General features: G+C 68.7%; 15 protein-coding genes. All 15 read right to left on the reverse strand.

Going from position 1 to position 14,764, the window contains the following annotated elements:
• Positions 1-20: 20 nt before the first annotated feature.
• Entirely contained in the window at positions 21-1,208 is a 1,188-nt protein-coding gene (locus tag KHC28_RS16415) for an aminotransferase class V-fold PLP-dependent enzyme (RefSeq protein ID WP_214009431.1), read from the reverse strand.
• 5 nt (positions 1,209-1,213) lie between these two features.
• Complete coding sequence (locus KHC28_RS16420; RefSeq protein WP_281419121.1) at positions 1,214-2,014, reverse strand: amino acid ABC transporter ATP-binding protein; 801 nt, start codon at positions 2,012-2,014, stop codon at positions 1,214-1,216.
• The gene (gene ehuD / locus KHC28_RS16425) at positions 1,998-2,654 is read right to left on the reverse strand and encodes an ectoine/hydroxyectoine ABC transporter permease subunit EhuD (protein ID WP_214009432.1); all 657 of its coding nucleotides are present in this window, start codon (positions 2,652-2,654) and stop codon (positions 1,998-2,000) included. The genes KHC28_RS16420 and ehuD overlap by 17 nt, the downstream gene beginning before the upstream one ends.
• Positions 2,651-3,325, reverse strand: a complete 675-nt coding sequence (gene ehuC / locus KHC28_RS16430) for an ectoine/hydroxyectoine ABC transporter permease subunit EhuC (RefSeq protein WP_214009433.1) — start codon at positions 3,323-3,325, stop codon at positions 2,651-2,653. Before ehuC ends, ehuD begins: the two co-directional genes overlap by 4 nt.
• Before the next feature lie 79 nt (positions 3,326-3,404).
• Positions 3,405-4,283: an ectoine/hydroxyectoine ABC transporter substrate-binding protein EhuB gene (gene ehuB / locus KHC28_RS16435; protein ID WP_214009434.1), complete on the reverse strand. Its 879-nt coding sequence runs from the start codon at positions 4,281-4,283 to the stop codon at positions 3,405-3,407.
• 69 nt (positions 4,284-4,352) lie between these two features.
• Positions 4,353-5,000 (reverse strand): GntR family transcriptional regulator, encoded by a 648-nt coding sequence (locus KHC28_RS16440; RefSeq protein WP_214009435.1) that lies wholly within the window; start codon positions 4,998-5,000, stop codon positions 4,353-4,355.
• A 198-nt stretch (positions 5,001-5,198) separates the two neighbouring features.
• Positions 5,199-6,920, reverse strand: coding sequence for a nitrilase-related carbon-nitrogen hydrolase (locus KHC28_RS16445; RefSeq protein WP_214009436.1), 1,722 nt, complete (start codon positions 6,918-6,920; stop codon positions 5,199-5,201).
• A gap of 83 nt (positions 6,921-7,003) precedes the next feature.
• Positions 7,004-7,993 (reverse strand): acetamidase/formamidase family protein, encoded by a 990-nt coding sequence (locus tag KHC28_RS16450; protein WP_214009437.1) that lies wholly within the window; start codon positions 7,991-7,993, stop codon positions 7,004-7,006.
• A gap of 29 nt (positions 7,994-8,022) precedes the next feature.
• Positions 8,023-8,736: an ABC transporter ATP-binding protein gene (locus tag KHC28_RS16455; RefSeq protein ID WP_214009438.1), complete on the reverse strand. Its 714-nt coding sequence runs from the start codon at positions 8,734-8,736 to the stop codon at positions 8,023-8,025.
• Positions 8,729-9,484, reverse strand: a complete 756-nt coding sequence (locus KHC28_RS16460; protein ID WP_214009439.1) for an ABC transporter ATP-binding protein — start codon at positions 9,482-9,484, stop codon at positions 8,729-8,731. The genes KHC28_RS16455 and KHC28_RS16460 overlap by 8 nt, the downstream gene beginning before the upstream one ends.
• Complete coding sequence (locus KHC28_RS16465) at positions 9,484-10,560, reverse strand: branched-chain amino acid ABC transporter permease (protein ID WP_214009440.1); 1,077 nt, start codon at positions 10,558-10,560, stop codon at positions 9,484-9,486. Before KHC28_RS16465 ends, KHC28_RS16460 begins: the two co-directional genes overlap by 1 nt.
• Positions 10,561-10,579: 19 nt before the next feature.
• The gene (locus KHC28_RS16470) at positions 10,580-11,452 is read right to left on the reverse strand and encodes an ABC transporter permease subunit (protein ID WP_214009441.1); all 873 of its coding nucleotides are present in this window, start codon (positions 11,450-11,452) and stop codon (positions 10,580-10,582) included.
• 176 nt (positions 11,453-11,628) lie between these two features.
• Positions 11,629-12,879, reverse strand: a complete 1,251-nt coding sequence (locus tag KHC28_RS16475; protein ID WP_214009442.1) for an urea ABC transporter substrate-binding protein — start codon at positions 12,877-12,879, stop codon at positions 11,629-11,631.
• A gap of 19 nt (positions 12,880-12,898) precedes the next feature.
• Complete coding sequence (locus KHC28_RS16480) at positions 12,899-13,555, reverse strand: ANTAR domain-containing response regulator (RefSeq protein ID WP_214009443.1); 657 nt, start codon at positions 13,553-13,555, stop codon at positions 12,899-12,901.
• Positions 13,555-14,703, reverse strand: a complete 1,149-nt coding sequence (locus KHC28_RS16485) for a transporter substrate-binding domain-containing protein (protein WP_312893229.1) — start codon at positions 14,701-14,703, stop codon at positions 13,555-13,557. Before KHC28_RS16485 ends, KHC28_RS16480 begins: the two co-directional genes overlap by 1 nt.
• Positions 14,704-14,764 lie beyond the last annotated feature (61 nt).

Genomic DNA, 14,764 nt, shown 5'->3' on the forward strand with positions numbered 1-14,764 from the left:
CGGCGCGGGACCGGCGTCGCTCACGGCAACACCGTCGCCAGCGCCGCGGCGGCGCGGTCGACGTCGTCGCGCGCAGTGTGCAGGTGGAAGGACAGGCGCAGCCGCCCGTCGCTGGCGGCGACCAGCAATCCTTCCTCTGCCAGCCGGGCGGCGACCGCTCCGGCCTCGGCGCAGGGGATCGCGACGCTGGAGCCGGCATGGCCGGCCGTCCTCGGCGTCCAGAGCGGGATGCCGCGCGCGGCGAGCAGCGCCTTCAGCCGGCCGGCGAGGGCGAGCGCGTGCGTCTCGACCGTGCGCAATGGCAGGGCGTCGACCCGGTCCAGCGCCGCCTTGAGCGCGTAGAGCGACCCGAAATTCGGGTTGCCGGCCTCGATCGCCGCCATGCCGTCGCGCGGCGCCCAGTCGAGCCCGCCATCGGCGACCCGGTAGCGCGCCGCCGAGTTCCAGCCCGGCGCGACGACGGGACAGCGGCCGAGCCGCTCCTCGTTCCAGTAGAGGAAGCCCGCCCCGTGCAGGCCGAGCAGGAATTTATGGGTGCAGGCGACGAGGATGTCGCAGCACTCGACGGGAATCTCCACCACTCCCGCCGCATGCGAGACATCGACCAGCAGCGCGGCGCCGGCCGCCCGGCAGGCGGCGGCGAGCGGGGCGAGGTCGAGCCGCCGGCCGGTGAGGAAGCTGACATGGCTGACGCACACCGCCCGGGTGCGCGGGCCGATGGCGGCGATCAGCCGCTGCTCGGCTCCTTCGCCGGCGGGCACGAAGCGCAGCACGCCGGCTTCGGCCGGCTGGCCGGCGAAGGCGAGCGGCAGCGAGGGAAACTCGTCGTCGAGCATGACGATTTCGCCCGGCGTCGTCATCAGGGCGCGGGCGGCGAGGTCCATGGCGTGGCTGACGCTTGCCGTGAAGGCGAGCCGTCGCTCGGCATGCGGCAGGCCGAGGCGGCGGCCGAGCGCCGCGCGGGCGGCTTCCACCCGCTCCTCCATGCGCCGCCGGCCCGGCCCGCCGCCGCTCTTGTCGGCAGCGTAGTCGGCGAGCGCTTCGAGCGCCGCGCGGAGGACCGGAGCCTCGCCGCCGGCATAGAGATGGCTGACGCCGTCGGGCAGGCCGACGAATTCGCTGCGCGGCAGCAGCGGGGCAGTGGGGGCGTCCGGCAGGGCGCCGGTGTCGGTGGTGGTGTCGGTGGTGGTGATGTCTTCGGCGGACATGATCGTCAGCTCGCAAGGTTCAGGAAGGCGCGGCTGCGCGGATCCTGCGGGGCGGCGAAGAAAGCGGCGGCCGGCGTGTCCTCGACGATGACGCCGCGCTGCATGAACACCACCCGGTCGGCGACCTCGCGGGCAAAACCCATCTCGTGGGTGACGATGATCATGGTGACGCGCTCGTCGGCGGCGAGGGCGCGCATCACCGCCAGCACCTCGGCGACCTTTTCCGGGTCGAGCGAGGCGGTCACCTCGTCGAACAGCAGCACGCGCGGCTTCAGCGCCAGCGCCCGCACGATGGCGACACGCTGCTGCTGGCCGCCGGACAGCTGCCGGGGGTAGCGGTCGGCGAGATCGGCGAGCCCGACGCTGTCGAGCAGCGCCATCGCCGCTCGTCGTGCCTCCGCCGGCGACTGGCCGAGCACATGGATGGGCGCTTCGATCACGTTCTCCAGCGCGGTCAGGTGCTGGAACAGGTTGAAGTGCTGGAACACCATGCCGACGGGACGGCGCAGCTCGCGCGCCTCGGGCGGATCGTCGGGGATCAGCCGGCCGGCGAAGCGGCGATAGGGCAGCTGGCGGCCGAACAGCTCGATCTCGCCGGCGTCCGGTCTTTCGAGGCCGGCGATGAGGCGCAGCACGGTGGTCTTGCCCGAGCCCGAGCCGCCGATCAGCGCCAGCCGCTGGCCCTCCGGCACGTCGAGCGAGAAGCCGGACAGGATGGTGGTGCCGCCGAACGTCTTGCGGATGCCGGTGAGCTTGAGGGCGTCGAGCGGCGGGGTGAAGCGCAGGGCGTCAGGAGCGGTCGGCAAGACGCACCTCCACGCGGCGCAGGATGAGGGCGGCGATCAGGCTGAAGGCGAGGAAGATCAGCCCGACCAGCGTCAGCGGCTCGTAATAGCGGTAGGTCTGGCTCGCCTCCTGCAACGCGGTGCCGAGCAGCTCGTGCACGCCGATGACGGCGAGCAGCGGCGTCTCCTTGAACATGGCGATCAGGTAGTTGCCGAGCGCCGGCACCACCGGCGGCAGCGCCTGCGGCAGCACGATGTGCCGCCAGATGCGGTAGGCCGGCAGGCTGAGCGCGCGCCCCGCCTCCCATTGCCCGCGCGGCACCGCCTCGATGCCGGCGCGGTACACTTCCGCCGTGTAGGTGGCGTAGTGCAGGCCGAGCGCGACGATGCCGCAGGCGACGGTGGGGATGCGCACGCCGTAGAGCGGCAGCACGTAGTAGATGAAGAAGATCTGGATCAGCAGCGGCGTTGAGCGCACGAACTCGACGAACATCGAGGCCGGCCGGCGGAGGACGGCATGCGGCGAGCGCCGCAGCAGCGCGAGGGCGAGGCCGAGTACCAGCGCCAGCGCCATGCCACCCAGCGTCGCGCCGAGCGTGACCAGCGAGGCCTCGAGCAGGATCGGCAGCAACTCGCCGGCATAGTCGAGCTGGAACATCATCGCGCGCCCGCCACGGTTGCGCCCGTGCCATAGCGGCGCTCCAGCGCCCGCACCGCAAGGGTCAGCGTGTAGGCGATGGCGAAGTAGATCAGCAGCAGCAGCACATAGACCATGGTCACCCGGCCGGTGGTCTGCGCCAGCGCGTTGCCGACGAAGGCGAGGTCGGAAATGGTGATCAGCGAGAGGAGCGAGGTCGCCTTGACCAGCTCGACCAGCTGGTTGCCGAAGGGCGGCAGCATGGCCGGCAGCGCCTGCGGCAGCAGCACCCGGCGCAGCACCTGGCTCGGCGGCATGTGCAGCACCAGCGCCGCCTCGATCTGCCCGCGCGGCACGGCGAGCAGTGCGCCGCGCACGATCTCCGAGCCATAGGAGCCGAAATTCAGCGCCAGCGTGGCGACGCCGGTGGTCCAGGGCGACAGCTCGATGCCGATCAGCGGCAGCACGTAGAACATGAAGAACAGCTGCACCAGCAGCGAGGTGCCGCGGAACAGTTCGACATAGACGACCGCCGCCGCCGCCACCGCCTTGACGTGCGACAGCCGGGCGAGGCCGGCGATCAGCGCCAGCAGCGCCGCGACCGGCGCGGTCAGCAGCGTGATGGCGACGGTGGTCACCGCCCCGTCGAGGAGGCGGGGGACGAGGGCGATGACGGTGGTGAACAGTGTTTCCATGGTCCGATGTCGTTGGCTCCCGTCCGGCCGGGGCGGGCCGGACGGGAGGTCGTCGCGATCCGAGGACGGATGCCGTGCCTCAGGCCTTGCAGAGCTCGGCCGAGGTGGGGGTCGAGGCGACCGGGGAGAGCGCCTCCGGCAGGCCGTACTTCTTGTTGATCGCGGCAAGCTGGCCCGAGGCGATCAGCTTGGCGAGGCCGGCGTCATAGGCCTCGCGCAGCGCATTGTCCTCCTTGCGGAAGCCCATGGCGGCGTAGTCGATCGCCGGCTTGCCGTCGACGATCGGGTCGACGAAGTCCTTGACGATCTCCAGGCCGGAATCCGTCATGGTCTGCAGCGTCGGGTAGATGATGACCAGCGAGCAGAAGGCGACGTCGGCGCGCCCACCCTGCACGGCGGCCAGCAGCGGCGCGGTGTCGGGCAGCACCACCCACTGCGATTCCGGCACGCCGGCGGCCTTGGCATAGGCCTCCTCGACGCCGCCGCGCAGCACCGCCATCTTGATGGCCGGGTTCTTCTTGACGTCGTCGAGGCTCTTGATGCCGAGCGGGTTGCCGGCCTTCACCACCATGGTCTCGCGGCTCATCGAATCCGGGTTGCCATAGGCCAGCACCTCGCAGCGCTTCGGGCGGATGTAGAGCCCGGTGCAGATCACGTCGAAGCGCTTGGCCAGCAGGCCGGGGATGAGGGCGCTGAACTCGGCGACCACCGGCTCGACCTTGGTGATGCCGCTGCCCTCGAGCGCCGCCTTCAGCACGTCGGGCGACTGGCCGGTGAGCACGCCCTTGTCGTCGAGGAAGGCGTAGGGGAGCTGGTTGGACAGGCCGACCTTGATGGTGGCGGGCAGGGCGGCGGCTTCGGCGCGCGGGGCGGTGAGCAGGCTGCCGAGCCCGGTGCCGATGAGGCCGGCGCCGGCACCCAGCTTGAGAAGGCCGCGGCGGTCGATGGAAAACGTCATGGAAGGCTCCTCTGTCGGAAGGTTGCTTTTTGAATTGGTGCCGTACGGCACTCTCTTTCTCGGCGGCGGTCAGCCGGCGATCTCGTCATGGCGCTGGGCCAGGGTCTGCAACGCCAGCTGGCGACCGGCGAGGATGTGGTCTTCCATCGCCTTGCGGCTGGCGGCCGGATCGCGCGCGCGCAGCGCCTCGACGATGCCGACGTGATGGCCATAGGTGAAGCCGATGGCGGTGATCCGGCGCGAGGCCCGCAGCAGGCGCTCGACATCGGCGGCCAGCAGCTGGTTGCGGCTGCCGCGGGCGATGATCAGGTGGAAGTCGAGGCTGTGCGCCATGTCCGTGCGCTGGCCGCTGTCGTCGAGCGACGAGGTGCGGCAGCAATCGTGCTCGCAGAGGTCGGCCAGCAGATCGAGCTCGGCGACGGTGAGGTGCAGCGCCGCCCGCTCGGCGGCGGCACCCTCCAGGATGACGCGCAGGTCGAAGGTGTCGAGCACGTCCCGCAGGCTCAGCCCGCGCACCACATAGCCGCGGCGCGGGAACAGCTGAACCAGCCCTTCCTGGCACAGCAGCGCCAGCGCCTCGCGCACCGGGGTCTTGCTCACCGACAGCCGGGTCGCGACCTCCTTCTCCAGCAGGATCTCGCCGACCGGAATCTTCTGGTCGAGAATGTCGCTGCGCAGCGTTTCGAGCACCATGGTGCGCAGATCGGGGCGGGCCATCTGAGATCCTTAAGATATATCTCCAGTATGTTTCTTGGAGGCGCGGGCCGAAGGCAAGGCCAAAAAAGCGTCAGCCGGTGGGGCAAAATTGGTCAGCGAAACGACGCGGCCACGCCCGATGCGGGCGCTCACAGGCGCCGCACCGGGCATGGCCGTGGGTCGACATCGGTGGTGCGGCGCGCCCTTGCGCGCCGGCGGTCAGCGGATCAGCGGCACGTAATGGTGCGGCTGGCGCATCGCCACCAGATCCTTGCGGCGTACCACATTGGTCGGGTAGGGCGTGTCGAGGTTGGAGGTATCGACGTCGGTGGCGACCACCCCTTCGCCTTCGCCGAGAATCACCTCGCGGCGCGGGAACTCGAAGGTATCCGGCCCGAACACGCCGCTCTTGCCGTGATAGCCGGCAGCGGTATCGAGCACGTTGGCGAAGGCGAGATGCACATTGTTCTCGCCGGCGCGGGCGCGCATCAGGTGCCAGTGGTGCGGGTCGGCGCCGGTGGGGATCGGGTAGTTCTGCGCCACCTTGGAGCCGGCATGCGGCGCGGTGAGGCTGCCGCGCAGCGCCGCCGGGCAGGCGACGAGGTCGCAGCCGCGCAGCGCCAGCACGCGCCCGGCCTCGGGGAAGGCGGCGTCGTGGCCGATCAGCAGGCCGACGCGTCCGAAAGCGGTGTCGAACACGCCCCACTCCTCGCCCGGCGTCGCCCAATTGTGGTCGGAGGCGTCGAGATGGGTCTTGCGGTAGCTGCCGATCACCCCCTGCGGCCCGACCAGCACGGCGCTGTTGTACAAGGCGCCGTCCGCCTCCTCGGCGAGGCCGGCGACGAGATGCAGGCCGTGGCGCGCGGCGATGGCGACCAGCCGGGCGACCGCCGGCCCGTCGAGCCGCTCGGCGGCGGGGGCGTCGAGCCCGGTGACCGCGCGCTCGGGAAACACCACCAGCTCGGCGCCCTGCTCGCGTGCCGCCTGTCCCGCGAGCTCGTCGATGCGGGCGAGATTGGCGCCGACGTCACCGGTTGGCGCGAACTGCGCGACGGCGACGCGCGAGCGCCGGCCCGGCGGCAGCGGCCGGTGGCCATACAGCTTGAAGAAGTCGAGCGGGTTCCAGCTATGGGTGTGGGTCGGCAGCTCCATGTAGAGCTCCGGCCGGCGCTGCTCGAACACCTTCTCGCCGAGCATGCGCCGCTCGCGGGCGCGTTCGAGGTCGAGCTCGGCATAGGCGACGCCGTCGCCGGAATCGATCACCGCCTCGATGGCGCCGTCCGGGCCGATGACGCAGCTGCCGCCGGAGAACTGCACCGTGCGCTCCAGCCCCCAGCGGTTGGCCTCGATCAGGTAGCAGCTGTTCTCCACCGCGCGGGTGATCCAGTAGGGCGCCGGCGTGCGCTCGGCCAGCCAGTTGGAGATGTGGCAGATGATGTCGGCGCCGCCGAGCCCGGCGAGCCGTGCGGTCTCGACGAAATGGATGTCCATGCACACGAGCATGGCGATGCGGCCGATCGGGGTGTCGAACACCTGATGACCGAGATCGCCCGGCGCCGACCATTTCGGCTCGGAGATGTAGGGATGCGTCTTGCGGTGGGTGCCGACCACGCCCTGCGGGCCGATCAGCACGGCGGCGTTGTAGTAGAGGTTGGTCTGTGCATCGACCTCGGGCATGCCGACGACGATGTAGCAGCCGTGCTGGCGTGCCACCGCGGCGAAGCGCTCGGTAGTGGCGCCCGGCACCGGCTCGACGAAGGGGGCGACCTCGTCGCGGTCGAACCAGCAATAGCCGGTGGTGCCCATTTCCGGCGTCACGATCAGTTTCGCGCCGGCCTGCGCGGCTTCGCCGACCAGATCGAGAAGGCGGGCGATGTTGCGCTCCTTCTCGAACATCGTCGGCTCGAACTGGACGGTGGCGACCTTCAGCGGGGTGGTCATCGGCTCTCTCCGGGCAAGAAAGGGGCGTCCGGCGCCCCGCTGTCGCGGAGCGCCGTTGGTCGGGCGGTGGCGGGTGGATCGGCTCAGCCGAGATACGACTTCAGGATGGAGGCGCCCATCGTGTATTTGGGGTCCACCATGTTGCCGAGGCGCACGCGGCCGCACTGGGTCAGCAGCATGTAGGCCTCGATCTCGTCGAAGCCGAAATCGGCGGCCATCCAGCGGATCAGGTCGCGATAGGCCATGCGGGTGGCGTCCTCCATCGGGCGGGTGGAGCCGATCGACATGATGAAGTCCTTGGTCTCCAGCCGCGGCGTGCCGATGGTCCAGCCCTTGATCAGGTCGATCTGCACCGTGGTGACGGTCGGGTGCTCCAGCGCCACGCCGCACAATTCGCCGTCGCCCTGGGTGGCGTGGCAGTCGCCGAGATAGAGCAGGCCGCCCTTGGTGTTCACCGGCAGGTAGATCACCGCGTCGACGCCGACATCGGGCAGGTCCATGTTGCCGCCGTAATAGTCCGGCTGCAGCGAGGTGATCGCCTCGATCTCCGGCGAAGTGCCGATGGTGCCGATGAACGGCACATAGGGCAGGGTGAGCTTGTCGCTCCACTTCGTGCCGGTCTCGGCGTCGACATGAAGCTTCTTGACCTTGATCGGCAGCGGCGCGTTCAGCATCGCCGTGTCCTTGGTCGGTACCAGCCCGCCGAAATCCGGCATGATCAGGGTGGTGCCGACCGGCTGCTCGCCGCGCGGGACGATGCTCTTGATGTAGACCGCCAGCGTGTCGCCCTTTTCCGCGCCCTCGACGAAGATCGGGCCGTTCTGCGGGTTCAGGTAGGGGAAGTTCAGGATCTCGAGCGGGTTGTCGGTCTCGTGCTTGATCTTGCCTTCGAAGGCGTCGTGCGTCTCGGCGGCGACCACCGCGCCGGGCTGGACCTTCAGCACCGGCGCGACATAGGGGCCGTACACATAGTGGTAGGTGCCCTGCTCCGCCTCGGTGAGGGTGTGGAACGCGCCTTCCTTGCCCTTGGCAAGGCCCTTGCGCGCCATGATGGAGTTTTCGAGCCAGGACATGCTGTTCTCCTTGAAAGTGGCTGTCTCGGTTAGACGGCGAGATGGCGGCGCATGGCCTCGCCGTCGGCGAGCTCCTCGCGCCCGAGCGCGGCGACGATGCGGCCCTTGTCCATGACGTAGCAGCGCTGGGCCATTGCCCGGATCATGTCGATGTTCTGCTCGACGAGGACGACGGTGACGCCGGTATCCTTGTTGAGCTGGACCATGATGCGGGCGATGTCCTGCACGATGTTCGGCTGGATGCCTTCCGACGGCTCGTCGAGCAGGATCAGCGACGGGTTGGCGACCAGCACGCGGCCGATGGCGAGCTGCTGCTGCTGGCCGCCGGACATGGTGCCGGCGCGCTGGCTCCAGCGCTCCTCCAGGATCGGGAAATAGCCGAGCACCCGCTTGCGGTCGGCCTCGGAGACGCCGCCGGACCGGAGGCCGCCTACCGCGATGTTCTCGCCGACGGTGAGGCGCGGGAACACGTCGCGGCCCTGCGGCACGTAGCCGATGCCGAGCCGCGCCCGCTTGAAGGCGGTGAGCCCTTCCACCGGGCTGCCCTGATAGACGATGGAGCCGTCCATGGTCGGGACGAGGCCGATCAGGCTCTTCATCAGCGTCGACTTGCCGACGCCGTTGCGGCCGATCACCGCGACGATTTCGCCCTCGCGCACCTCGAGGTCGAGGCCCTGCAGCACCGGCTTGCCGCCATAGCCGGCCCTGAGGCCGAGGGTGGAGAGCATGACTTCCTTACGCATGGAGCCCTCCCGGCTGCTGATGGGCGGTCGCATGGGCCGTCGTCTGCCCGAGATAGATCGCGGCGACGTCCTCATTGGCGACGATGTCGTCGATCGAGCCTTGAGCAAATACCTTGCCGAGATGCAGCACCGTGACCTTGTGGGCGACCTGCCGCACGAAGGCCATGTCGTGCTCCACCGCCAGCACCGTCATGCCCTCGGCATTGAGGCGCTGGATCATCTCGCCGGTGGCATGGGTCTCTTCCGGCGACATGCCGGCGGTCGGTTCGTCGAGCAGTAGCAGGCGCGGCTTGAGGCTGATCGCCATGCCGATCTCCAGCCACTGCTTCTGGCCGTGGCTGAGATTGCCGGCCAGCCGGCCGGCATCGGCGGAGAGGTTGAGGAAGGCGAGCAGCTTGTCGATCTCCTCGGCGAGATGCGCGGGCTCGTAATGGTGCTGCATCGCGATTTCGAGGTTCTGCCGCACGCTCAGCGCCTTGAAGATGCCCGGCACCTGAAACTTCACGCTCATGCCGCGGCGGATGCGCTGGAAGGATTTGAGCGCGGTGATGTCCTCGCCGGCGAACAGGATGGCCCCCGAGCTCGGCAGGTGCTCGCCGAGGATCAGCCGGAACAGCGTCGACTTGCCTGCGCCGTTCGGCCCGATGAGGCAGTGTACCTCGCCGGTCTCCAGCGCGAGGTCGACATTGTTGGTGACGTGCAGGCCGCCGAAGCGCTTGTTGAGGGCCCGGGTCTCGATGAGCGGCATCACGCGTCTCCCGGAAGGTTGTTGTTGGCCCGCTTGGTGAAGGGGCGGGCGACGAGCTTGGCGAGCGCCAGGATGAGGCCGCTCGGCGCCAGCAGCACGGTGAGCACCAGCATCACGCCCATCACCACCAGCGCGTACTGGCTGCCATGGATGGTGAGCGCCTGGAATACCGCGAGCACGGTGACGGTGCCTATCAGCGTCGTCGTGAGGTCGGAGCGCCCGCCGACCGCGACCCAGACGATGGGCAAAGCGGCGGCGGTCATGCCCATGCTGGACGGGGTGATGTACTGGCCCCAGCTGGTGTAGAGCACGCCCGACAGGCCGGCCAGCGCCGCGCCGATGACGAAGGTGCCGAGCTGGTATTTGCGGATGTCGTAGCCGAGCATCTCGGCCCGCTCGGGATTCTCGCGGATGGCGACCAGTACGTTGCCGAACGGCGAGTTCACCAGAATGCGCAGGCCGAGATAGACGACGACCAGCATGGCGAGCACGACGTAATAGAGCTCGACGTCGGGGAACAGCACGATGTCGCCGCCGGGCCAGGGCAAAGTGAGTGGCGGCATGTTGCTCATGCCGTTGAAGCCGTTGAGCCGCGCGCTGCCGATCCGCCATTCCGGGCCGGCGGTCTGCGCCATGAAGCGCTCCAGCACCAGCGTCACCGACAGGGTGACGATGCCGAGGAACACGCCGGAGATCCGCCCGAAGAACAGGAAGTAGCCGAGCAGCGCCGCGAACAGCGCCGCGACCGCCACCGCGAACAAAAGCGCCACGAAGGTGAAGCCGTAGGCGGCGCCGAAATTGATGGTGAGGATGCCGTAGCTGTAGCCGGCGATGCCGAAGAAGGCGGTCTGCCCGAAGCTCAGCGAGCCGCCATAGCCCCAGATCAGGCAGAGGCCGAGCGCCATGAAGATCCAGGTGAAGAAATACACCGTGTTGCCGACCGTGTAGCCGTCCGAGAACAGCGGATAGGCGCAGGCAGCGGCGAGCGTGACGAGGAAGCCGGCCCAGAAAAGCGGGCCGCGTCCCAGCGTCTGCGGCCCTTCGAGGCGGCGGAGGAAGCGGGTAAGCGCGTTCATGTGTGTCTCGTGTTCCCGCTCAGGCGCGCTCGCGCAGAAGGAAGCCGGAAATGCCGCGCGGCAGCACCCGGATGACGACGATGACGGCCACCAGCAGGCCGATCTGGCCGAAGAGCTGGCCGTACCAGGAGGTCATGGTGGCCTTCACCACGGCGAGCAGCGCCGCCGCCGGCGCGGTGCCGAGGAAGACGTCGGCGCCGCCGACCACCACGGTGACGAAGGCTTCCATGATGAAGGTGGTGCCCATGGTCGGCACCAGCGTCATGGTCGGTGCGTAGAGCCCGCCGGCGAGGCCGGCGAGGCCGGCGCCCAGCGCGAAGGTGAGGCTGTAGACGCGGCGGGTGTCGACGCCGAGCGCCGCCGCCATGTGCGGCACCTGGATGGTGGCGCGGGCCATGACGCCGAAGCGCGTCCAGTTGAACAGCGCATACAGGCCGGCGAGCACCACGATGGCCATGACGAACAGCACGAGGCGGTAGAGCGAATAGGAATAGGCGCCGACCTGGAAGCTGCCGAACGGCGTGCCGACGCCGGCCATGGTAGAGCCGAGCAGGATCAGCGTGCCCTGGGTGCCGATCAGGCTGAGGCCCCAGGTGGCGACGATGGTGTCGAGCGGCCGGTCGTACAGATGCCGGACCACGACGATCTCCACCAGCGCGCCGACCATGCCGGCGACCAGCGCGCCCAGCACGATGGCCAGCGGCAGCGGCAGGCCGGCATGGGCGGCGGAGACGGTGACATAGGCACCGCACATGATGAATTCGCCATGGGCGAGGTTGATCACGCCCATCATCCCGAAGATGACGGCGAGCCCGCAGGCGGACAGCACCAGGAAGGCGAAGGCGTCGCCGAACTGGTAGAGCGCGGAGAAGGCGAGGGTTCCGACATCCATCGGCGAAGCGGCCTTGTGCTGGAAGGAAAGGGTTGCCCCGGCCCTCTCTCTTTCGAGATCGGAGGGGGTCGGCCGGGGCAACGGGCGCGACGGACAAGGGGACGCCGCCGCGCGAGGAGACGGGCCGGACCGGCGAACCGGTCAGGCCCGAAGTGCTGTCGTCAGCGCTGCCGCTATCAGGGCTTCGGCGGCGGGTTCGAGGGCGTGTACTGCGCGCTCGGGTCGCTCTTGGTCAGGTCGCAGCCGGCTTCGCCGAGCCAGTACGGCTTGATGTCCTGCCAGACCTTCGGGAAGGAGATCGAGTGATCCTCGCCCACCTTCGCCAGGTAGATGGTGTGCGACATGTGCTGGCTCTTGGGATCGAGGCAGACCTTGCCTTCCGGCGCGTCCATGCAGACGTCGCCCTTGGCGATCTCCTTGCGCAGGTCCTCGCGCTTGGTCGACTTCGCCCGCTCCACCATCTGCTTGTACAGATAGACGGCGAGGTAGGAGTTCTCGGCTTCCTGGTTCACATAGGGCTCGTCGGGGAACATCGCCTTGAACTTGGCGAAGAACGCCTTGGAGGCCGGGCTGTCGATTTCCTCGATGTAGTTGGTGGTGACGTACATGTCCTTGAGCGACGGCGGCTTGAAGCGCTTGTGCTCGTAGCCCTGGCCGACATTGACCGAGGAGGCCATCGGCAGGTTCACGCTGGCGGCGGCGGCCTGCTCGTAATAGGAGGCCTGCGCGGTGCCGACCAGCAGCGTCACCACGAAGTCGGGCTTGGCCTTCTGGATGTTCTGGATGTTCTGCGAGAACTGGGAGACGCCGAGCGGGATGAAGTCCTCGCCGACCATCTCGCCGCCGTGCTCCTTGACGATGTTGCGCACCCATTCGGCGGAGATCTGGCCGAAATTGTAGTCGGCGGCGAGCGTGTAGACCTTCTTGCCGTACTTCTCCATCATCCACGGGATGAGGGTGGAGAACTGCTGCTCGGGCACCGCGCCGGTGACGATCATGTTGGCGTCGCAGACGCCGCCTTCATACTGGTTGTTGTAGAAGGCGAGCCCGTCGAACTGGTTGACGATCGGGCGATAGGCCTCGCGCGAGGCCGAGGAGAAGCCGGCGAACACCGCGTCGACCTTGTCGCGCTGGAGCACGCGGCGCATGAACTCCTGATAGCGGGTGTTGTCGGACTGGGTGTCGTAGATCACCAGTTCCAGCGGGCGGCCGTCGATGCCGCCGGCCTTGTTGATCTCGTCGGCGGCGAGCTGGATGGCGTGCACCTTGCCGATGGTGGCAGCGGCGAAGTCGCCGGACTGATCCTCGAGCACGCCGAGCTTGATCGGATCGGCGGCCAGCGCGGGGGTGAGGCTGTGGGCGGCGCCGAGCAAAAGCGTCCCCGAGAGGGCTGCGGCACGCAGCCCCCGCATGGTCTTCCCAGTCATCTTACTCTCCTGTGAAAGGTTATCGTCTTTCCGCGCTATGTCCGATGAGGCGCGGTTGCGTCGTCTGGCCGGAAATGCCGGCCCGCTTCTTCATGAAGGCTTCGCAATAGTCTTCGAGGCTCTGCCGCGAGCGCATGCTTTCGCGGCGAAGACATTCATAGGCTTCGTCGTCATCGACGCCCGCATCCTGCATGTGGGCGATGATGGCCTTCACCACCGCGCGGCGTCCGCGCCGGCGGCGATCCATGTCGTCGAGCCGCGCCCGGAGGTCGCCGCGCAACAGGAACTGGTTGATGCCGAGGAACAGGGCGGTGTAGACGGCGGCGCCCTGCACCGGCTTGCGCAGGAACGCCGTCGCCCCGAGATTGACGAGGTGCTTCAATCGGCTCGGCGCCTCGACCCCGACGAGGCCGATCACCGGCACCGGCGGCTGGCGCGAGCCGGCGTCGATGTCGAGGGCGAGCGGGTTGTCGAGGTCGCCGTCGACGAACAGGATGTCGCGCTCGGCCTGAAGCGTGGCCGGGTCGAGGTCGGCGCGCCCGTCGATCAGGGCGGGGAAGCTGGCACTCACCCCGAGCTTGCCGAGCGTGACGTGCAGCGCCTCGACGGCGGTGGGGTTGGACGTGACGATATGCGCCCGGCCGCCGTTGAAGTTCTGGAGCAGTCGTGGGGCCATCACTTCACCACCTTCAGCGACGTGTTGCGGGGAGCGACTGCATAGCGCGGCGAGGACTGCACGAGATAGGGGTCGGGCCGCACCGGTCCGGGGGCCTCGACGAGGACGTCGAAGCGCGCGGCGGCGGTGGAAATGCCGATGCGCGGCGTGAGATAGGCGTGCAGCGTCTGCGGGTCGATGCGCACCTCGCCCTGCGGGGCGAGGAGATGCTGGCGCGTCGCCGCGTCCTTCACCGCCTCGACGTCGTCGGTACCGGCATCCGCCAGCGCGAGGATCAGCAGCTTCATCGCGATATAGGAGGCCTCGGCGTCGGCCGAGGAGGACGGGCCGCCCGGGAAGAGCTCGCGATAGGCGCGGGTGAAGGCGAGGCTGGCCGGCGATGAGAGCGAGGAGAAGTACACGCTGGAGCTCAGGTGTCCGTCCACCGCCTCGGCGCCGATCTCTTCCAGCTCCGGCTCCGACAGAGTGCAGCTCGCCACCGGGATGACGCGCGGCTGATCAATGCCGCGGGCGAGGCAGGCGGAGCGGAAGGCGCGGAAGAAGGCGTAGTTGCTGGTGCCGATGAGGTTGTTGAACACGAAGCTCGGGCGCGCCTCGAGGATCGCCTCGACCACCTGGTCGAACTCGGTGTCGCCGACCGGGACATAGCGCTCGGCCAGCACCCGCGCGCCGCGCGCCATCATCGCCTCGCGGAAGATGCGGGTGTTCTCCCACGCCCAGATGTAGTTGGAGCCGATGCAGAAGGCGCTCGAACCGACATGCGCCAGCATGTGGTCGACCAGCGGCAGCACGTGCTGGTTCGGCGAGGCGCCGGTGTAGATGACGTTGTTGGAGCTCTCGAAGCCCTCATAGTGCGAGGGGTACCACAGCAGCGCGTCATGCTTCTCGAAATAGGGGATCACCTCCTTGCGGCTGGAGGAGGTGTAGCAGCCGACCACGTGGCGGATGCCGGACTGCAGCAATTCGCGGCTGAGCTCGGCATAGCGCGTGAGCTCGCCGCCCGGATTGACCACCACTGGCTCGATGGTGACACCGGGCGCCGCCTGCTCGGCAACCGCCAGCAGCGCTCCGTTCAGCATGGAATGCGGAACGACGCTGTAGGGTCCCGTGGTCGAGAACATGACCCCTATGCGGTAGTGCTTCGACACTCTGCGCTCCGACCAAAACAAAAAGCGCCCGCCGGTCGATTGACCGTGGGCGCCTTTGCCA

Origin of the sequence: Ancylobacter sonchi (assembly GCF_018390695.1) — a bacterium.
Taxonomy (GTDB): Bacteria; Pseudomonadota; Alphaproteobacteria; order Rhizobiales; family Xanthobacteraceae; genus Ancylobacter; species Ancylobacter sonchi.

Bases quoted from the DNA above. Each gene is read 5' to 3' on its own strand.
- KHC28_RS16460 (WP_214009439.1), bottom strand. From the start codon at position 9,484: ATGCCGCTCATCGAGACCCGGGCCCTCAACAAGCGCTTCGGCGGCCTG.
- KHC28_RS16470 (WP_214009441.1), bottom strand. From the start codon at position 11,452: ATGGATGTCGGAACCCTCGCCTTCTCCGCGCTCTACCAGTTCGGCGAC.
- KHC28_RS16450 (WP_214009437.1), bottom strand. From the start codon at position 7,993: ATGTCCTGGCTCGAAAACTCCATCATGGCGCGCAAGGGCCTTGCCAAG.
- KHC28_RS16445 (WP_214009436.1), bottom strand. From the start codon at position 6,920: ATGACCACCCCGCTGAAGGTCGCCACCGTCCAGTTCGAGCCGACGATG.
- KHC28_RS16440 (WP_214009435.1), bottom strand. From the start codon at position 5,000: ATGGCCCGCCCCGATCTGCGCACCATGGTGCTCGAAACGCTGCGCAGC.
- KHC28_RS16455 (WP_214009438.1), bottom strand. From the start codon at position 8,736: ATGCGTAAGGAAGTCATGCTCTCCACCCTCGGCCTCAGGGCCGGCTAT.
- KHC28_RS16415 (WP_214009431.1), bottom strand. From the start codon at position 1,208: ATGTCCGCCGAAGACATCACCACCACCGACACCACCACCGACACCGGC.
- KHC28_RS16465 (WP_214009440.1), bottom strand. From the start codon at position 10,560: ATGAACGCGCTTACCCGCTTCCTCCGCCGCCTCGAAGGGCCGCAGACG.
- ehuD (WP_214009432.1), bottom strand. From the start codon at position 2,654: ATGATGTTCCAGCTCGACTATGCCGGCGAGTTGCTGCCGATCCTGCTC.
- KHC28_RS16480 (WP_214009443.1), bottom strand. From the start codon at position 13,555: ATGGCCCCACGACTGCTCCAGAACTTCAACGGCGGCCGGGCGCATATC.
- ehuB (WP_214009434.1), bottom strand. From the start codon at position 4,283: ATGACGTTTTCCATCGACCGCCGCGGCCTTCTCAAGCTGGGTGCCGGC.
- KHC28_RS16475 (WP_214009442.1), bottom strand. From the start codon at position 12,879: ATGACTGGGAAGACCATGCGGGGGCTGCGTGCCGCAGCCCTCTCGGGG.
- ehuC (WP_214009433.1), bottom strand. From the start codon at position 3,325: ATGGAAACACTGTTCACCACCGTCATCGCCCTCGTCCCCCGCCTCCTC.